The organism is Clostridium algidicarnis (assembly GCF_000703125.1).
Lineage (GTDB): Bacteria > Bacillota > Clostridia > Clostridiales > Clostridiaceae > Clostridium_L > Clostridium_L algidicarnis.
In genome coordinates this window covers 1,750,648-1,769,592 of sequence record NZ_JNLN01000001.1, presented here as the reverse complement: position 1 = coordinate 1,769,592, position 18,945 = coordinate 1,750,648, and the positions used below count along the sequence as shown (strand labels likewise).

The 18,945-nt window shown below is 29.0% G+C and carries 17 protein-coding genes; 7 read left to right on the top strand and 10 right to left on the bottom strand.

The window, feature by feature from the left end; translation table 11 throughout:
* Positions 1-13: 13 nt before the first annotated feature.
* Entirely contained in the window at positions 14-3,229 is a 3,216-nt protein-coding gene (locus BV55_RS0108540; RefSeq protein WP_029452413.1) for a DEAD/DEAH box helicase, read from the bottom strand.
* A 256-nt stretch (positions 3,230-3,485) separates the two neighbouring features.
* Here BV55_RS0108540 and yfcE point away from each other — a divergent pair, with 256 nt between their 5' ends.
* From yfcE to ytaF, 4 genes are all read left to right on the top strand, one after another.
* Entirely contained in the window at positions 3,486-4,028 is a 543-nt protein-coding gene (gene yfcE, locus BV55_RS0108535; protein WP_029452412.1) for a phosphodiesterase, read from the top strand.
* Positions 4,029-4,260: 232 nt separating this feature from the next.
* Positions 4,261-5,940, top strand: coding sequence for a 2-oxoacid:acceptor oxidoreductase subunit alpha (locus tag BV55_RS0108530; RefSeq protein ID WP_029452411.1), 1,680 nt, complete (start codon positions 4,261-4,263; stop codon positions 5,938-5,940).
* Positions 5,941-6,804 carry a 2-oxoacid:ferredoxin oxidoreductase subunit beta gene (locus BV55_RS0108525; RefSeq protein ID WP_029452410.1) on the top strand — a complete coding sequence of 288 codons (864 nt, stop codon included), beginning with the start codon at positions 5,941-5,943 and terminating at the stop codon, positions 6,802-6,804.
* A 162-nt stretch (positions 6,805-6,966) separates the two neighbouring features.
* A complete protein-coding gene (ytaF, locus tag BV55_RS0108520; RefSeq protein ID WP_029452409.1) occupies positions 6,967-7,584 on the top strand; it encodes a sporulation membrane protein YtaF in 618 nt (205 codons plus the stop codon).
* Positions 7,585-7,752: 168 nt separating this feature from the next.
* Here ytaF and BV55_RS0108515 read toward each other — a convergent pair whose 3' ends face one another.
* From BV55_RS0108515 to BV55_RS0108495, 5 genes are all read right to left on the bottom strand, one after another.
* Positions 7,753-8,277 (bottom strand): phosphatase PAP2 family protein, encoded by a 525-nt coding sequence (locus tag BV55_RS0108515; protein WP_029452408.1) that lies wholly within the window; start codon positions 8,275-8,277, stop codon positions 7,753-7,755.
* A gap of 102 nt (positions 8,278-8,379) precedes the next feature.
* Complete coding sequence (locus BV55_RS0108510) at positions 8,380-8,718, bottom strand: arsenate reductase family protein (RefSeq protein ID WP_029452407.1); 339 nt, start codon at positions 8,716-8,718, stop codon at positions 8,380-8,382.
* A gap of 60 nt (positions 8,719-8,778) precedes the next feature.
* Complete coding sequence (locus tag BV55_RS0108505; RefSeq protein WP_029452406.1) at positions 8,779-9,924, bottom strand: DEAD/DEAH box helicase; 1,146 nt, start codon at positions 9,922-9,924, stop codon at positions 8,779-8,781.
* A 287-nt stretch (positions 9,925-10,211) separates the two neighbouring features.
* A complete protein-coding gene (locus BV55_RS0108500) occupies positions 10,212-10,580 on the bottom strand; it encodes a DUF2304 domain-containing protein (protein WP_029452405.1) in 369 nt (122 codons plus the stop codon).
* Between the two features lie 34 nt (positions 10,581-10,614).
* Complete coding sequence (locus BV55_RS0108495; RefSeq protein WP_029452404.1) at positions 10,615-11,304, bottom strand: glycosyltransferase family 2 protein; 690 nt, start codon at positions 11,302-11,304, stop codon at positions 10,615-10,617.
* Between the two features lie 685 nt (positions 11,305-11,989).
* Here BV55_RS0108495 and BV55_RS0108490 point away from each other — a divergent pair.
* Positions 11,990-13,300: a DUF6020 family protein gene (locus BV55_RS0108490; RefSeq protein ID WP_198023206.1), complete on the top strand. Its 1,311-nt coding sequence runs from the start codon at positions 11,990-11,992 to the stop codon at positions 13,298-13,300.
* A 111-nt stretch (positions 13,301-13,411) separates the two neighbouring features.
* Entirely contained in the window at positions 13,412-14,125 is a 714-nt protein-coding gene (locus tag BV55_RS0108485; RefSeq protein ID WP_029452402.1) for a lysophospholipid acyltransferase family protein, read from the top strand.
* Between the two features lie 243 nt (positions 14,126-14,368).
* Here BV55_RS0108485 and BV55_RS0108480 read toward each other — a convergent pair whose 3' ends face one another.
* Positions 14,369-15,127 (bottom strand): polysaccharide deacetylase family protein, encoded by a 759-nt coding sequence (locus BV55_RS0108480; RefSeq protein WP_029452401.1) that lies wholly within the window; start codon positions 15,125-15,127, stop codon positions 14,369-14,371.
* Between the two features lie 173 nt (positions 15,128-15,300).
* On the opposite strand from BV55_RS0108480, the gene BV55_RS0108475 reads away from it, so the two are divergent.
* Complete coding sequence (locus BV55_RS0108475; protein WP_029452400.1) at positions 15,301-17,073, top strand: M3 family oligoendopeptidase; 1,773 nt, start codon at positions 15,301-15,303, stop codon at positions 17,071-17,073.
* A 153-nt stretch (positions 17,074-17,226) separates the two neighbouring features.
* On the opposite strand, the gene BV55_RS0108470 is transcribed toward BV55_RS0108475, so the two are convergent.
* The 3 genes from BV55_RS0108470 to BV55_RS0108460 are packed head-to-tail and all read right to left on the bottom strand — an operon-like array spanning position 17,227 to position 18,945.
* Positions 17,227-17,583: a NifB/NifX family molybdenum-iron cluster-binding protein gene (locus BV55_RS0108470; RefSeq protein WP_029452399.1), complete on the bottom strand. Its 357-nt coding sequence runs from the start codon at positions 17,581-17,583 to the stop codon at positions 17,227-17,229.
* A gap of 49 nt (positions 17,584-17,632) precedes the next feature.
* Positions 17,633-18,727 (bottom strand): GerAB/ArcD/ProY family transporter, encoded by a 1,095-nt coding sequence (locus tag BV55_RS0108465; protein ID WP_029452398.1) that lies wholly within the window; start codon positions 18,725-18,727, stop codon positions 17,633-17,635.
* Positions 18,724-18,945, bottom strand: a complete 222-nt coding sequence (locus tag BV55_RS0108460; RefSeq protein ID WP_029452397.1) for a hypothetical protein — start codon at positions 18,943-18,945, stop codon at positions 18,724-18,726. Before BV55_RS0108460 ends, BV55_RS0108465 begins: the two co-directional genes overlap by 4 nt.

The window sequence follows — 18,945 nt, the reverse complement described above, 5'->3', positions numbered from 1 at the left end:
TAGTCTTATCTTTTTACTTAAATAATCCTAATAATTCTTCTTCATTTAGACTTGAAAATCCTTCTCCTTTAGAAGATTCATCTCCTATAAATTCTGATATAAGTCTTTTCTTTTCTTCTTGCAATAAAAGAATCTTTTCTTCTATGGTTCCTTTAGCTATTATTTTTATTACTTCTACCACATTCTTTTGTCCTATTCTGTGAGCCCTATCTGTAGCTTGTTCTTCTACTGCTGGATTCCACCAAGGATCAAAATGGATTACAGTATCAGCCGAAGTTAAATTAAGTCCCGTGCCCCCAGCTTTTAAACTTATTAAAAATACAGCATTCCTACCTTCATTAAAACTATTTACTAATTCTATTCTTTTTTCTGAGGATATAGATCCATCAAGATAGTTAAAGCCTATGCCTTCTGCTTTTATTCTTTCACCTATATTTTTTAACACTGTAGTAAATTGTGAAAATATCAATATTCGATGCCCTTCTTCTATACTCCCTTGAATTAACTCTAATAAAGCTATAAGTTTTCCGCTATCCCCAGTATAATCAGTCATTAATATTGTTGGATCTAAGCACAATTGCCTTAACTTTGTTATATAAGATAATATCTCTATCTTACTATTTTTAAACTCATCATCCTTTACCTTTTTTTCTATTAGCCGAGCTACATAATCAGCATAAGCTTTATATACCTTTTTTTGCTCTTCTTCTAGGTTAACTAGTAATACCTTTTCTATCTTTTCAGGTAACTCTTTTAAAACATCACTTTTTTTCCTTCTAAGAATAAAGGGTTTTATTAGCCTATTTAAATCCTCCAAAACTTCTGGTTCTTCCTTAAGCCTTTTTTGATATCTAACACTAAATCTTTTTTCATCATAAAGATATCCTGGCATTATAAAGTCAAATATTGACCATAGGTCCATAAGAGAATTTTCTAAAGGAGTACCTGATAATGCAAATCTTGTCCTTGCCTTTATACTCTTTGAAGCTATGGAATTTTGAGAATTATAGTTTTTTATATTTTGCGCTTCATCTAATATACAATAATCAAATTCTAAATTACAAAAAAGATCTATATCTCTTTTTAATAAATTATATGTAGTTATTAGAACATCCACATCTTCTATATTCTCTAAAATACATTCCCTCTCTTCTTTTGGTCCATTAATAGCCACAACCTTTAGATTTGGTGCAAACTTATGAAATTCATTTATCCAGTTATAAATTAATGATGTAGGGGCTACAATTAATGATTTACTTCCCTTATTAGATAGTAAAAATGCAATTATTTGAATAGTTTTACCAAGACCCATTTCATCAGCTAAAATCCCTCCAAATCCTAAGTAATCTAAAGTTTTAAGCCAGTTATAACCTATCTTTTGATATTCTCTTAGTGTGCCCTTTAATTCAGAGGGCACATTAAACTTTAATTTTTCTATGTCTTTAAGTCTATCTTTTACCTTCTTTAATTCACCCTTGCCTTTTATATATCTAATATTATTTTCTTCTATATAACTATCTAAAAACACCGCTTTATTCTTAGATATTTCAATATGATTCTCCTCTACATTAAAAGAAGATACTGAATCTAAAAGCTTTAAGAACTTATTAAGTTCTAGTTCCTGTAAATCTAGGTACTCTCCACTTTCTAATTTATAATATTTAAGGTTATCCCTAAATGATCTTATTATATCCATAGTTTCTTTAGATGATATATCCCCTATATTAAAGTCCATATCAAAATAATCATATTTACCTGAACTAATTTGTGCATTTATGCCTTTAGTTCCTATATATTTTAGTCCCTTAAAATTTTCAGAATAATAAACTTCTCCTATTTTTTGAAGCCTTTCTATATCATTTTTAAAAAAGTTAAATATATAATCATCATCTTTTAAAAAATGAAATACTCCATTTATTTCTTCAAATCCTAAGGCTTTAATAATTCCAATTGTCTCCTCTTCCTTTTTAATAGCTCTATATATAACCTTTTCTTTAAAGTCCTTAAAAATATTAAATTCAAAGGCTCCATACCTTACCTTAACCTTTAGTGTTACAATTTCATCTTGTCTATCAAAATAAAAATTAAATTTGCAAGAATCAATTACAATCTTATCTTGTATAGAATTTGATAATGAAACCATAGGTGATAAGGAATTAAGGTCTGGAATTAATCGCCTTAATATAGTATCTTCTTCAGATATTGGAATAGTTACAATTTTAGCCTTACTAAATATTTCAAAATAAGGCCTTATCTTATAACAAAATTCAAAGCTTGGAAGATAGACATTTGTGCCGTATAATAAGACTTCATTTTTGGGTTCTAAAATGCTAGGCATACCTTCAGTGACCTTCAGGCTGTAATTACCTTTAGAATTATTTAATTCAAATCTTATTTCAGGGTCCTCTATTATAATTTCTGTTTCCACTGGTCTTGAAAAAAATCCTTCGTTTAAATATACCCTGTGATTTTTTATTATATGAAAAAATTCCCGAACCATGTATTCTGGAATGTTTATATATTTCCCATCTATATTTTTCTCCCGACTACTCTTAAAAGCCTTAGTATTTTTATCTAAAGTCCAAAGATTTTCTGTAAAATCTATAAGCCTTTTGTCTTTTACATTTAATTTTCGAGTCTTTTTATGAAATGTGAAGGTTTTACTATAAATCACTGGAAAATTATTATAGTAAGCTAGTAAAAATTGATTAACATCCTTTAACACATTAAGATCACTTGACCTTGCAAATTTACTACCTATTTTAAATTCAACCTTTATACCATTATTCCACTTATGTTTATTAATATAAACCTCTATTTTAATTTCTTCTTTATCTTTTTCATCACCTAAAAGTATATCTAGAACACCACTTTTATCCTTATATAAACTATCCAAAGGAGGATGCTCTGTATTTAAAACCTTCAGAGTTTGTAAGCTTTTAAGTGCTTTATAAAATGTTGCTACTAAGTGTTTACAACAATAATTTTCTTTTTTAAATTCATTTTTCTCATAATCAGCACAACTACAAAAGGTAGACAAAATACTCTTGCTTTTTCCATCTATTTCAATTATAGTCTTGTACTTATTAAAAAGGCTTTCAGAAATAACTCTACCATCTACACAAATTAAGTTTTCTTCACTTATTATGTCTATAGAAGAAACTAAATCATTATCTATAATTCTTTGGCCTTTAATATGATTTTTACCACTGGTTCCCTCATTAAACATTTGTAATAACTCATATTTTTTCAATGTTTTCGCTCCTTAAATCATATCTTATAATACTTATTTTGCTATAATTATAACATAACTTATCCGATGGCTACCATCCGTAACGCCTCTATCCTCTTCAAGGTGGGGGATGACGGCTGCTACGCCCCTGGATAAGTTCTTCTAAGACTCAGATGGAGAGATGTATTCCTTATAAGTAAACTCCACGTGAGTCTAAGAATCACTTGATAAAATACAAAGGAGACTTATGAAAATGAAATTATTTTTTATATCAGATATCCACGGTTCTGCCTATTATTTAGAAAAAGCTTTAGAATTCTTTGAAAAGGAAAAAGCTGACTACTTAGTTATCCTTGGTGATCAACTATACCATGGAGCTAGAAATCAACTTCCTAGAGATTATGATACTAAAAAGGTTGCCTCAATTTTAAACTCCTATAAGGATAAAATTATAGCTGTAAGAGGAAACTGTGAAAGTGAAGTAGATCAAATGGTACTAAATTATCCAACTATGAGTGATTATTCTATAATTCTATATAACGACAAAAGATTGTTTTTAACTCATGGTCATATTTTTAATAAAGATAATATACCAAATTTAAGTGATGGAGATGCTTTAATATATGGTCATACTCACGTACCTTTAGCTGAAAAAATAAATAACATTTTTGTAATAAATCCTGGTTCTATTACATTTCCAAAGGAAGATACCCCCCATTGTTACGGTATTTTGCATGAAAATATATTTGAAATCAAAACTTTAGATGGAGAAATATTTAAAAAGATAGATTTTTAAATATATTTAAACAACAACCTCAATAAAATTTATAATCTACTGACATGTTATTTTAAAAATAAACTTTTTATATATTTTCCGCTGTGTGTAAAGATAATAGTTTTCGACTAATAATCATTATTGACATCACTGGTGATTAGAGCTATTATATATTTATAATAATAACTATATAACAGATTACGAAATTTATGATATAAAATTATTGAAAATTTATAAAGCGAGGTGTTTAATTTTGAAATTTAATATATTAGTTGGTGGTACAGCGGGACAAGGCATGGATACCATAAGTGATTTTCTAGAAAAGTTGCTTTTTAAAAAATGCTTTTACGTATTCTCTAATAAAGATTATATGTCAAGAGTTAGAGGTGGACACAATTTTACGCAGGTTCGTTTTGGTGATGAACCAATTTATACACATACAACCTCAATAGATTTAATGATTGCTTTAGATAAAGATACTATAGATGCTCATTTAAATAATCTTAAAGATAATGGGATAATTATAGCTGATGAAAAAATAGAACATGATGATAAGAGAGTTAAAGCTTTTCCACTTATGAAACTTGCTAAAGCTGCGGGACTTACAAGGGCCTTTGGTTCTGTAGCTGCTGGTATTGTTATAAAACATTTTGGAATATCAAATGAGGGTGTTTCCGAAATCTTTAATAATAAATTTACAGATGAAATAAGGGATATAAATGTGGATGCTTTTAATAAAGGCTATGATTTAGTAGATAGCACCTATGATTTAAAAGAAGGCCATCTAAAAGATAATATGCTTATAAATGGCAATACCTCAATAGCTCTTGGAGCTTTAGCTGGTGGGCTTTCCTATTATGCTGCTTATCCTATGACTCCTGCCACAAGTATAATGACCTACCTTTCTAAAAAACAGGTAGAAGCTGGAATTGTAGTAGATCAAGTAGAAGATGAAATAGCAGCCATTAATGCAGCTATAGGAGCCTCTTATGCAGGAGCTAGATCTATGACTGGTTCATCTGGTGGTGGTTTCTCACTTATGGTAGAAGCTTTAGGTCTTGCAGGTATTATGGAAACTCCTCTAGTTGTAGTAGATTCACAAAGACCAGGTCCTGCTACAGGACTTCCTACTAGAACTGAACAAAGTGATTTAAGCTTCTTACTTACAGCTTCTCATGGTGAATTTCCACGAATGGTTATAGCTGTTAGAAACCCTGAAGATGCTTTTTATCAAACTTTTAGAGCCTTAAACTTAGCAGATAAATATCAAACTGTAGTTTTGTTATTAACAGATCAATATCTAGCAGATTATAATATTACTGTTCCAAAGTTTGATGTTCAATCTCTTAAAATAGAAAGACATATTTCAGGAGAAGAGGTCTTAACCGATGGAGAAGAATATCAACGATATAAGTTAACTGAAAATGGAATATCTCCAAGGTTTATCCCTGGAAAAGTTAAAGGCCAGATAGTACTAGTTGATAGTGATGAGCATACTGAAGATTCCCATATAACTGAAGACTCCGATGTAAGAAATGAACAAATGCAAAAGAGAATGAAAAAACTAGATTTAATTAAAGAAGATTTAATTGAACCTGAGTACTTTGGAGTGGAAACTCCTGACACCTTATTACTAGGTTGGGGTTCAACTTATGGTGCTTTAAAAGAAGCTGTAGATATGCTTAATAAAGATGGTCTCAGTGTTGGTGCTCTTAGCTTTGGAGATATATCTCCCCTACCTCAAAATTTACTAGCTAAGTATTCTAAAGATGCTAAAACATTAATAAATGTTGAACAAAACTTTACAGGACAACTAGGCAAGTTTATAACTCAAGAAACAGGATTAATCATGGATAAAAGTATACTTAAATATGATGGGCGACAATTAAATTCTTTGGAAATATATGATTCAGTAAAAAAGGAGGTGCTATAAATGTTAGATATAAAACTTTATAACACTAAAGATGAAAATACATGGTGCCCTGGTTGTGGTAATTTTAATATACTAGATGCCATAAAGAGAGCCGCTGCAGAGCTTGATATAGCCCCTGATCAATTAGTAATGGTTTCTGGTATAGGGCAAGCCGCAAAGACACCTCACTATATAAGAGCAAATGGGTTTAATGGTCTTCATGGAAGAGCTCTACCTCCAGCTCAGGCTATAAAAATGGTTAACCAAAATTTAAAAGTTGTGGTTACTGGTGGTGACGGTGATGCTTATGGAGAAGGAGGAAATCACTTCTTACATGCACAAAGAAGAAATGTGGATATAGTTCAATTAGTTCATGATAACCAAATTTACGGATTAACTAAAGGACAAGGCTCTCCTACCACTGCTTTAGGTCAAAAAACTTCTATGCAATTTGAAGGTGTTAACATATATCCTTTAAATCCACTAGCCGTTGCTGTAAGTGCTGGAGCTACCTTTGTAGCTAGGGCCTTCTCTGGGGATAAAGATAAACTAGTAGAAATTATAAAAGCTGCTATGAATCATAAGGGATATGCTTTAATAGATATACTTCAACCTTGTGTAACATTTAATAAAGTAAATACTTTTAAGTGGTATAAAGATAGACTTTATTATTTAGATGAATCTCATGATCCAAGTAATAAGCTTTCAGCCTTTGAGAAGGCATCGCAATTTGGAGATGAGGGAATTCCAGGTGGTATAATTTATGAGGAAAAAGGTAAAGCCACTTACGGAGAACTTCATCCTGTATTAAATTCAGGAGTATCATTAGTAGATAGAACATGGGAACCTAAAAATGTAGATAAGTTCCTTAATGAGTTTATGTAAATTATATAATTCATTAATTAAAACCTCGCCTTAAGTGGTGAGGTTTTTTTATGGTGTAACCATTCATAAATACATGAATAATATATTAATATCTATAATCCCGTATTATATTCCCGGGGAAATACGATAAAGTCTTACAAAATAATATTGGCAGGTGATATGATGTTAGAGTCCCTACTATTGGTACTAGCCTTATCTTTAGATGCACTAGTGGCTAGTATTGCTTATGGTGCAAATAAGATAAAAATCCCTTTTGTATCTATAACAGTTATTAATATAGTTTGTTCTTCTTGCCTTGCTATATCGCTTTTTTTTGGTTCCATAATAAAAAGACTTATTCCAGGTAATATTACCTCCATAATAAGTTTTTTAATATTATTTTTACTTGGTATATACTATTTATTTCAAAGTCTTGTGAAAAGTTATATAGGTAAATCTTCAAGTAAGAAGATAAATTTAAAATTATTTGATTTAAGATTTATAATTGATATATATGCCGATGAAACTAAAGCCGACTTTAATAATTCAAAGGAGCTTGAGCCAAAAGAAGCCTTATATCTAGCAATAGCTCTATCTTTAGACTCTTTAGCTGTTGGGTTTGGAAGTAGTCTTGGAAATGCTAATTATATACAAGTAATCTTGTTATCTTTAGTTTGTGGCATTGTAGCTATATATTCAGGTATCTTTTTAGGCAAAAAACTTGCTAAAACTTCAAAACTAGATTTATCTTGGCTTGGTGGAATATTGTTAATTATTTTATCTATTTTAAAGATAAAGTGATTTTTAATTTAAACATAATATTAGCCACCTTTATTATAAATTTCAAAAAGGTATATTAAATATTTTAAACTAATATTAATGTATAGCTAATTTTTAAATATTAATAAAATAAAAAAGAAGCTTTGATAAAAGCTTCTTTTTTAATTATATTATAGTTACATCTTAAAATTAATCTGTAACTATAAATTTTCTTATGTACTTTTTATATATGTAATTTACTATAAAAACTAATACATAACCACCTATGACATCTAAAGGATAGTGATTTCCTACATATATCCTGGCAATACCTACCATTATAGATAAAAAGGTTAAAAACATTCCTATTAAATTATCAAATGAAAACAATCCTACAGCTATACTCATAGTTCCCATAGCGTGGTTACTTGGAAAAGAAGCATTACTTTTGTGATCTATAAGCAAATTAACCTTGTTTTTAACAAAAGGCCTGTCTACATAAAACACTTTGCCTATTATAAAACTTAATATCATGCTAATTATAGTTATTATTAAAGTTTCTGTAGCATATTGAACTGGTCTTCTTTTATTTTTATATAGCCCTAATATAAGTATGCTTCCTAAAACTAATATAGATATATAAGGGCCATACTTTGAAATTACAATCATTACTCCATCTAAAAGACTACTTTTATTGGCTACATTATTTATTGCATGAAAAATATAATCGTTCATTCTCTTCACCATACTTTCTTTATCCAAAGACCTATCGAGGTATAAGTTCAGGGTGTTTGAATCTTTTAAATAAAGATGTTTAAGCTTTAGTATGCCCTTTTTCTACTCCCAAAGTTTCCAAACCTCTATGGCATAGCCAACTGTAGCCACCTTACCATTACGAACTATAGGTGTTTTGTATAGTTTAGGGTTATTTAAAAGAATTTCTTCTCTTGTACTATCGCTTCTAATATTTGAAAGATTTAGCTTTTCATATTCTTTACTTTCCTTATTTATTAAATTTATTAATCCTACAGAAGATTTTACACTTTGTAGCTCTCCCTTACTTAATGCCTTTTCATTTAAATCAATAAACTGATATTTTATATTTCTTTCCTTAAAATATCTTTCTGCCTTTTTTGTATCAAAGCATTTTTTGATGCCAAAAATTTGAATATTCATAACTAATAACTCTCCTCTAAATATTTCCTGTAAACTTCTATAAAAGTCCTAATTCACCTGTTAATCTTCTTGAATCTCAACTCTTCCACCATACATATATTTCTCTGGAATAATAATCTTAAAGCTATCTTCATATTTTTTTATAAGGCCTTCTTCTTTAGGATCTACAAGAGAAAATACTTCTCCTATTTCTCCTGCCCTTGCAACTCTTCCTGCTCTATGTAGATAATCTTTAGAATCCTTTGGTAGATCTAAATTTATCACATGAGTTATGCCTTTAATATCAAGTCCTCTTGCAGCAATGTCAGATGCAACTAAAACTTGTATACTACCTTTTCTAAAGTTTTCTAAAGCTCTTTGTCTGTCTTCTTTATCATTACTACCGTGAACAGAGTCTACCTTTATATTATGGAATCTAAGCTTTTCAAGGGTTTTCTCTACATCATAACTACTGTTAATAAACACAAGAGCCCTTTTAGGTTTTACTGCAGATATAAGTTTTCTTAATGTATCTATCTTCTTTCTATGTTCAGTTAAAATATATCCATGAATTATATTCTCATTAACGGCATTTGTATTTTTAACACTTACAACAACAATATCTGAAGCTAAAGTTTTAGAAACATCTAAAGTATTGCCTGTTATTGTAGCTGAAAACATCATTATTTGAGTTTCCTTTGGTGTAGCTTTTATTATCTCTTTTATAGAAGGGATATTATCCTTATCTAAAAGCTTATCTACTTCATCAATAACCATGGTTTTTATGGTGTGTGCAGATATCTTTCTTTTTTTTATTAACTCTAATATTCTTCCTGAAGATCCTACTATAATATGAGGCTTTGACTTTAACTTTTCTATTTGTCTTGTAATATTAGCACTTCCTATTAAAGGTGTAGATAAAACCTCTATACCTGAACTGTTTCTTAAATCTGAAATGGTATTATGTATCTGCATTACAAGCTCATGGGTTGGAGCTATTATTATACATTGCATCTCTTTTTTATTTACATCTATTTTTTCTATTATAGGTAGAAGATAAGAGAGCGTCTTACCTGTACCTGTCTCAGACTGTCCTATTAAATTTTTTCCCTCTAAAGCTAAAGGAATTACCTTTTCTTGAATCTCAGTAGGGTTTTTAATTTCTAAACCTTCTAACCCACTTATCATTTTTTCTGTTATTTTAAGACTTTCAAAATTAACTTCCATCTTTTTTCTACCTCTTTCATCAAGTTACCTGATTATTAATTTTATCAATAGTTTTATCTATTGTCAAAAAATTATTATAGGTTTTATTTTAATTAAAAGTTCTATATAAAAAAGATCAGCATATTTTAAAAAAATCACTGATCTCTAGTTAATTAATATTTATAAGAGTTTAGCCCTTCAATACTATTGCTTTAATAACAGCTTATAAGAGATAATAACCCTTAACAAGTTCTTCTTTAATAATGTTTAAAAAGATAGCTAATTCGTATGTAGCATATTTTATACCTTTAACTATTATTTTTTTCAGATTCCTTAGATAACTCTTCAATCTTAAGTTTTAAAATTGCAACTTCTTGTACTAAGTCTTTTATACTGTTAGATCTTTTTGAAATAGTAAGTGTTAACGTAAACGTAACTAATAACAGAAAAAATATAACTAAAAGAAATATTGTATTAACAGGTTCTTCAATATGTAATAATCTTGAAACACTAATTAAGGTACCTGGAAATATAGACATTAATATGAAAACTAAGCTAGATAAAACCCAAACCAAACTATGTCTAAGGTCCATCTTATAATTTGTTATCATTTTATAAATAAATATAAAAAATCCTATTGACACTAATATTAGAATAATCTGAAGCTGATAATTCATCTATCCATCCTCCAAAGTTCAAATTATAATTATGTTATCTATTAGAAATTGAAGTAAAGCATATAGCTATTGAAACCTTTATCATATAGTATATGGATTTAATGAGATTTATTGATGATACTCCACTTTCTCTCTCATTCATTACTACCGGAATCTCTTTTATACGAAGCTTGTTTTTTGCTAAATAAACTACCGTTTCAGGCTCTGGGTAATCTGTTGGATATCTTTTTGCAAACATCTTAATTACAGTTTTATCACAAGCTCTAAATCCCGAAGTTGGATCTGTTATTCTTTTTTTACATACCAAATATATAAGGTTTGAAAAATATACTATACCTATTCTTCTTGCAAAGGTGGATTGAAATCCCGCCTTATCTATAAACCTTGATCCAAGACACATATTTTCTCCCTTATTAATCTCTTCAATAAGATCCTTTATGTACTTAGGATTATGCTGACCGTCTCCATCTACCTGTATAGCAACATCGTAATCATTATAATATGCAAATTTATACCCTGTCTGTACGGCTCCACCAATACCTAAATTAGATCCTAAATCCACCTTATAAACTGGTGCCTCAAATCTTAAAAGTCTTGTATTATCTGTTGAACAATCATTTATCACTAAGATATCATAAAGAGGACAACACATCTTTATGCTATCTATCAATTTAATTAAGTTTTCTTCTTCGTTAAAAGCAGGAATAATAATCAGTACTTTCATTATTAGTTTACCTCTTTATCTTCTTCATTGTTAATTATATCTAAGCATTTTCTTTATTTTGACATCAATTATAACATATATCCTCTGTATTTTAAATTTTGAAATAGCTAACTACTATATTGTAAATTATTTCTTAACTTACTTTATCACATTTATTTACATATGTCACCTGTTGTGACATAATACTATATATATTCATTAATTCCCCATATAAAAATAATTATTTTAGAGGTGAAATATGATTAACAAAAAAATTATTAAAGATCTAACTAGTTTAATTTTAGGTATTATTTATAGTTTTACAATTTCTCTTTACATTAATCCAAACAATAATAATAGGATGCTTATACCACTATTTTTTATTATTCCCCTAACTATATTTTCCAATAAAATAATAAATGAGCTACCTAATAAATTTAATAGTTTAAGCAAAGCGCACAAAATACTAATACCTATTTTTTCTTTTCTAGCATGTATATTATATAAAATTATATTTATATCTTATAAAAACTACTTATTACCTTATCCAACTATTGTTAACTATTCAATCAAACTATTTATGTTTTTACTTCTTTTTACTTCTTTTTTCATCTTTTTTATATACCTTTTACAGTTTGAAATTCCAGTTGAACATAAAAAGGTAAATAAAAAAAGAATACTTATCTATTCTGTTCCTTTTATTTTATTGGGGATCTTTTATTTACTGTCATTTTATCCAGGGGTTATGACAGCAGACTCCATGAATCAATGGACTCAAATATCAAAGGGTGTATATTATGATTCTAACCCTGTAGTACATACCTTATTCACCTATTTAATTACAAGAGTATGGTATTCTCCTGCTGCGGTTGTTATAGTGCAGGTGATTATTATGTCTATAATGATTGGATATTGTATGTATAACTTTGAAAGACTTGGTGTAGATAAAAAGATTTTATATTTAATTATTTTAGCCATGGCCTTAAACCCTGTTAATGGAATAATGTTTGTTACTTTGTGGAAGGATATAATTTATAGCGGATTTATACTCTTATTTACAATGCTAATTATAAACATTGTTATTACTAATAATGAATGGATATATAATAGAAAAAATCTTATTTATTTTATACTTTGTTCCCTTGGTGTTGTGTTATTTAGACATAATGGCTTAGTTCCGCTATTCGGAACATTAGTAATATTAATAGTATCAAATATAAAAAAATCAAAACCATATATAATAACGTTTGTTTCTGTCTTAGTTGTTTTTCTTTTAATAAAGGGACCAATTTATAGCCTAATTGGAATAGAACCTGCTTCCTCTAGTGAGGCTTTTGGAATTCCAACACAGCAAATTGCTGCGGTTATAAAAAATAATGGCTATTTAAATGAAGATCAATTAAAAAAAGCTAGTGAAATAATGCCTTTAAATTCTTGGTCAGAAAATTATATGCCAGGTAATGTAGATTATATTAAATTTCACAAAGACTTTAAAGTAGATAAATTAATGGAGGATAAAATGGCCTTCCTTAAACTTTGGGCTGGTGCTTGCATTCAAAATCCTAAGATAGCTTTTGATTCTTACCTAAGCCAAACTGCTATAGGTTGGTCAGTCAAGGGATATGTAAATTGGGGTAGTAGAGAGATTTCAGCAAATTCTTTAGGATTAAAACAAACTATTTTAAGTAATAGCCTAACTAAGATGGGTAATAAATTTTTAAATTTAACTCAGAAGCCTGATTTGCAACATTTCTTTTGGAAACCAGCTTTTCAAATGCTTTTTATTTTATTATTTGGGTTTTTAGCTATATTAAGAAATGGTTCAAAAACTTTACTTGTAATTTTACCAGTATTGCTAAATGCAGCAACTATATTTATAGCTACCCCGGCTCAAGATTTTAGATACCTTTATGCTAACAGTCTAGTTTGCCTTATACCTATTGTATTTTCTTTTATTAAAATAGAGAGGCCAAGAAAAGATATTTCTACTGTACCTAAGGATACTTCTAAAAAATAATTGTATATAATCCTTCTATTTGTTACTTTAATAAAAGTAAGGTTTGTACTATAATTAAACTAGTTATTCTACAAAGATACCCTAAAGTAAAATTCAGATAGGAGATTTATTATGCTTAGAACTATAGCTTGGTATACTCACTTTGCCACAAGTTTAATTGGTAAAATCCCAGGTGTTTATAAAATTAAATCTTTAGAACGCCAAGGAAAAATTAAAGAAAAGGATGAATATATAAATAAGGCTACATCAGCCTGGGCTATGTCCCATGTTAAGCTCAGCGGGGCAAAGGTTAATGTTTATGGCAAAGAAAATGTTCCAAAAGATATTCCTGTGCTCTTTGTTAGTAACCATCAAGGTAATTTTGATATTGCCTTGTTTATGAGTTATATAGATAAGCCTAAAGGGTATGTTGCTAAGATTGAGATGAAAAAGATACCTGTTTTAAGTACATGGATGGAATATATGCACTGTGTTTTCATGGATAGAAGTAGCATTAGAAAATCAGCTGAGGCTATTGTAGACGGTATAAATATCCTTAAAAGTGGTTATTCTCTAGTAATATTCCCTGAAGGCACTCGAAGCCGTAAAAATGAAATAGGTAATTTTAAAGCTGGAAGCTTTAAATTAGCCACCAAAGCCAAAGTACCTATAGTTCCCGTTACCATAAATGGATCTTATAAACTCATGGAACAAAACAGTGGTAGGGTAAAACCTGCTGAAGTTGAAATTTTTATACATCCAATGATAAGAACAGATAACCTTTCTAAAACAGAATTAGATAATTTAGCTTTTAATGTTAAAGGAATTATTCAAAGTAAATTATAATATATCTCCATAAGAAATAAAGAATCAATATAGCAAACGCCATAATGATTCTTTATTTCTTATGTACTACTTTTCTTTTAATACTTTATCCGATGGCTACCATCCGTAACACCCCTATTCTCTTCAAGGTGGGGGATGACGGCTGCTACGCCCCTGGATAAGTTCTTCTAAGCCTTTGATGGAGAGATGTATTCCTTATAAGCAAACTCCACCTGAGTCTAAGAATCACTTGATATTCATATGTTACTTATTAACTACCTTTTTGAAATGATCCATATTCATATACCCACTTACCATAACTCTTTTTAATTTATTCAAATCATCTTTTCCTGTAGCATGTCCAAACTTTGTAGTAAAAGACATTTTATAGCCTTCAAGATAAGCATCTCGAACTACTTGTTTGTTGCACCTTCCATAAGGATATGATATATATTTCACCTCTTTATTTAACACTTCATTAATATAATCCTTAGAACCTCTCAATGTGTTAATCCTATCAACTTCCGTAAGCTTGTCTAGTTTTGCATGATTCGTAGTATGGCTTTCAATGTCAATATTATTGAGCTGCATTTCTTTAATTTCATCTACACTAAGGTAAGCACTTTCATCTAAATAATCTGTAACTACAAAAATAGTGGCATTCATTCCAAATTCTTTTAATATGGGGTAGGCATTATAATAATTATCTTTATACCCATCATCAAAGGTTATTGCTATAGACTTATCTTCAAAGGATTTATTGGTTTTAAAGTGCTCATACATTTCATCCATACTTAATATAATAAAATCATTATCTTTTAGATATCTCATTTGATCATAAAAATTATCTTTAGTGACCCTAAACATCTTTTTATTATTATCTGTAATAGAATGATACATGAGCACAGGTATATCACAACCCTTTTCATTAAATTTACTTTTAGATAAAACTTGTCTTACCGTAAATAGATTAATTGCTATTAATATAACTGCAAATTTAATCCATCCTGTGTTCCTTTTCATAAAAATCCTCACTTTCTTGTATATCCATAATAATTAGGATTTCTTATTTTCAATATAAATATTATATTAACACACAACTTACCAACTATCCTAATCTATTTTTTGTTTTATGTAGAAATAAAATACATAAATAGTATATACTATTTATATCAACATTATAGGGAGGTATCATTATGAACTTAAACTGGAGCTTAAAAGAACTCTACACTTCTTTTGATAGCAAAGAATTTAAAGAAGATTTAAATGAGTTAAAACTATTTATATATAAAATAAATAGTGAAGTTAATTCCGACATAAATAGCAATGACATAAAATCTACCCTTGAAAAATATATAAATGACAATATAAAGCTTACAAACTTAGTAACAAATTTATATTCTTTCTGTAGTTTAACAACCTCAGTTGATACTAATAATTCCGAAGCTTTAAAAAATTCAGAAATAATCCAAAAAATATTAGCTGAAATGGCTGAAAGTGATTCAAAATACAAAAAATTCATAGGATCTATTGATAATTTAGATAATATAATAGAATCTAGCCCTTTGCTTAAAGAACATGAGTTTATGCTTAAAGAGATTAAGGCAAATAGTAAATATGTACTAAGTGATAAAGAGGAATCTATAATAGCAAAAATGCAGACTACAGGATCCTCAGCATTCGACACCTTAAAAGAAGCTTTGGTTTCAAAGCTTATGGTGGATATAGAAATTGATGGCGAAAAGAAGATATTGCCGCTTACAGAAGTTAGAAATTTAGCTCATCATAAAGATAGCGAAGTTAGAAAGGCGGCTTATTATGCTGAACTTGAAAGCTACAAAAAGATTGAAGACTCATCAGCTGCTGCCCTTAACGGAATAAAAGGTGAAGTTATAACTACTTCTAGATTAAGAGGATACGAATCACCTCTTCATGAATCCTTAATTAAATCTAGAATGGACACGGAAGCCTTAGATGCTATGATAGATGCTATGAAGGAATATATTCCTTATTTTAGAGGATACTTAAAAAAGAAAGCAGAAATTTTAGGTTATAAAAATGGACTACCTTTTTATGAAATGTTTGCTCCGATTGGACAAGTAAATAAAACTTACAGCTATGATGAAGCAAAAGATTTTGTTGAAGAAAATTTTAGAACCTTTAGTGATAAACTTGGAGATTTTGCTAAAAGAGCTTTTGATGAAAATTGGATTGATGTACTTCCAAAGGAAGGAAAAGTAGCAGGAGCTTTTTGTGCTGGCCTTCCTACTATAGGAGAAAGCCGAATAATGTTAAACTTTGGTGGAAACCTTAGTGATGTAATTACTCTAGCTCATGAACTTGGTCATGGATACCATGGTAATTGTCTTCTTAACGAATCTATACTAAACTCTGATTATCCAATGCCTATAGCCGAAACAGCTTCCACTTTTTGTGAAACCATAGTTAAAAAGGCTACTCTAAAAAAGGCAACCAAGGAAGATGCTTTAAGTATTCTAGAAAGCGAGCTTCAAGATTCTACACAAATTATTATAGATATTTATAGTAGATTTTTATTCGAGAAAAAGCTATTTGAAATGAGAAATGAGGCGGCACTAACGCCTAAAGAGCTTAATGAAATAATGATCTCAGCTCAAAAAGAAGCCTATGGTGACGGTTTAGATCAAGATTTATTACACCCATATATGTGGATTTGTAAGCCTCACTACTATTCAGCAGGATATAGCTATTATAACTTCCCTTATGCCTTTGGTTTGCTATTTGCAAAGGGACTTTATGCTGAATATCTAAAAAGAGGTAAAGAATTTATTCCTGAATATGATAAACTATTAGCACTTACAGGAAAAAATAGTGCAGCCGATGTAACAAAAGTTATGAATATAAATATTAATGATATTACCTTTTGGAGGAACTCTTTAGAAATAATAAAGGGAGATATAGATGAATTTTTAAATTTATGCCATAACTAATATCTGTAATATATTAATTTAAGAAACAATATTAGATATTTAAAAATACCTTATATTGTCTCTTAATTTCAAAAACATATAAAACAAAAAAGACTTCAGCTACTTTAAGCAATTACGCTTAAAATAGTTGAAGTTTTCCTTCTTTAATAAACTTTAATGATTATGGTGTTCGCCATTATGGTTACACACTACATTCTTATCCTCTAAGTCACCTTTTAAATAAGCTCCTAGTATCTCATCTATTTTGCCACTAACTCCTCTTATAACCTCTAAATTGTTTTCTTTTAAAGCATTATAAGCTCCAGCTCCTATCCCTCCTGTTATAACCAATGAAACACCTTCATCTAAAAGTAATTTTGAAAGCCCTCCATGATTATGTTGCAACTCTAAAGATGAAATTTCCTTTTTATTTATAATATTTCCATCTTTAATTTCAGCAATTAAAAAACTTTCACTTTTACCAAAGTGTTGATTAATCAATTCCCCATTTTTAGGCATTGCTATTTTCATGTACACAGATCCTTTCCATATAATATATATACATTATACACCATTCCCTTTAAATTTTCTTATTAGCAGAATATCTTTTCTTTAATAAAGCCACTATAAATATTATAAATGGAAATATAATTTGCATTAAAAGCGCATATGGTGGCCACAAATCATTTGTAAATTCCATGGCCTCCATAATACTTTTAAACATTATTTGAACAAAATTTATCATTAAAATAACTATAGGAATTAAAATATTTCTATACTCTTTTAAATTGAATACTTTTGTAACCCCCTTAGACACTCCTAATACACAAAAACTTATTTGAAGAAATTGTATTATTGTGAAAGCTATAGAAACTATTACCTCTGCTCTTTGGAACTCTCCATGTAATTCTAACCTTTTTACAGCCTCATAACCTGAATAATAAAATGAATTATACTCTTCCCCCCCTAGTATCATTATATTAACAAGTGTAAAAACTACTATAATTACACCACCTATAATTAAGGGTTTAACGAATATGTTTTTACTCTTTTTATTGTAATCTAGATAATCAAAAAATGTCATAAATATAAATATGCCGCTAAAAGGAAATATCATTAACTTAAGTGATTCTTTTGATATAGCCTTAAATCCACTATAAAATACTGGTTGTAAATTTGTAATATCCATTTCAGGTATTAATAATATCCATACCAAAATTACAAACACCAATATAATCCTTATAAAAAATTGGCTCCATGCTGACATAACTTCAATTCCTTCTTTTAATATCCATATGACTAAAATTCCAATACATATGCTCGTAACTGCCGAAGGTGTATTAAAAAGAGCTGTTAATTTAATAAAGTCAATAAAATCTCTTAATATATAAGATCCTAATAAAAATGCATGAATAACAAAAATTATATTTATGCATTTACCAAAACCTTTTCCAAAAACTATTTCTATAATATCAAATAAGTTATTTCCCTGGTATAAATACATAATCCTACTGTACATAATCATGATAGGAATAGTAATTATTACTGATATAATAGAGGCTATCCACGCATCTTGTTTTAAACTAGCTCCCATATTAAATAAAAGGTATCCTCCTATACTATAACAAAATATAAAAAGTTGCATTTGCCTATTGGATATAGACTCCCCCTTCATAAAAATCCTCCTAGTATACTTTTTATTACACTTAATAGCTTTCCAAAATACATCATGGGTTTCATATTAATTTTTAAAGCAATCAAGATGCTTATTATTACACTTATAGATAGTATAGACATATACACTATTGCTTCTTTTTTTAACTTATTATTATATAAATATATTAAGTCACTACTAGATATTAAGATATATCCCATCAATACTAAAACAATCAT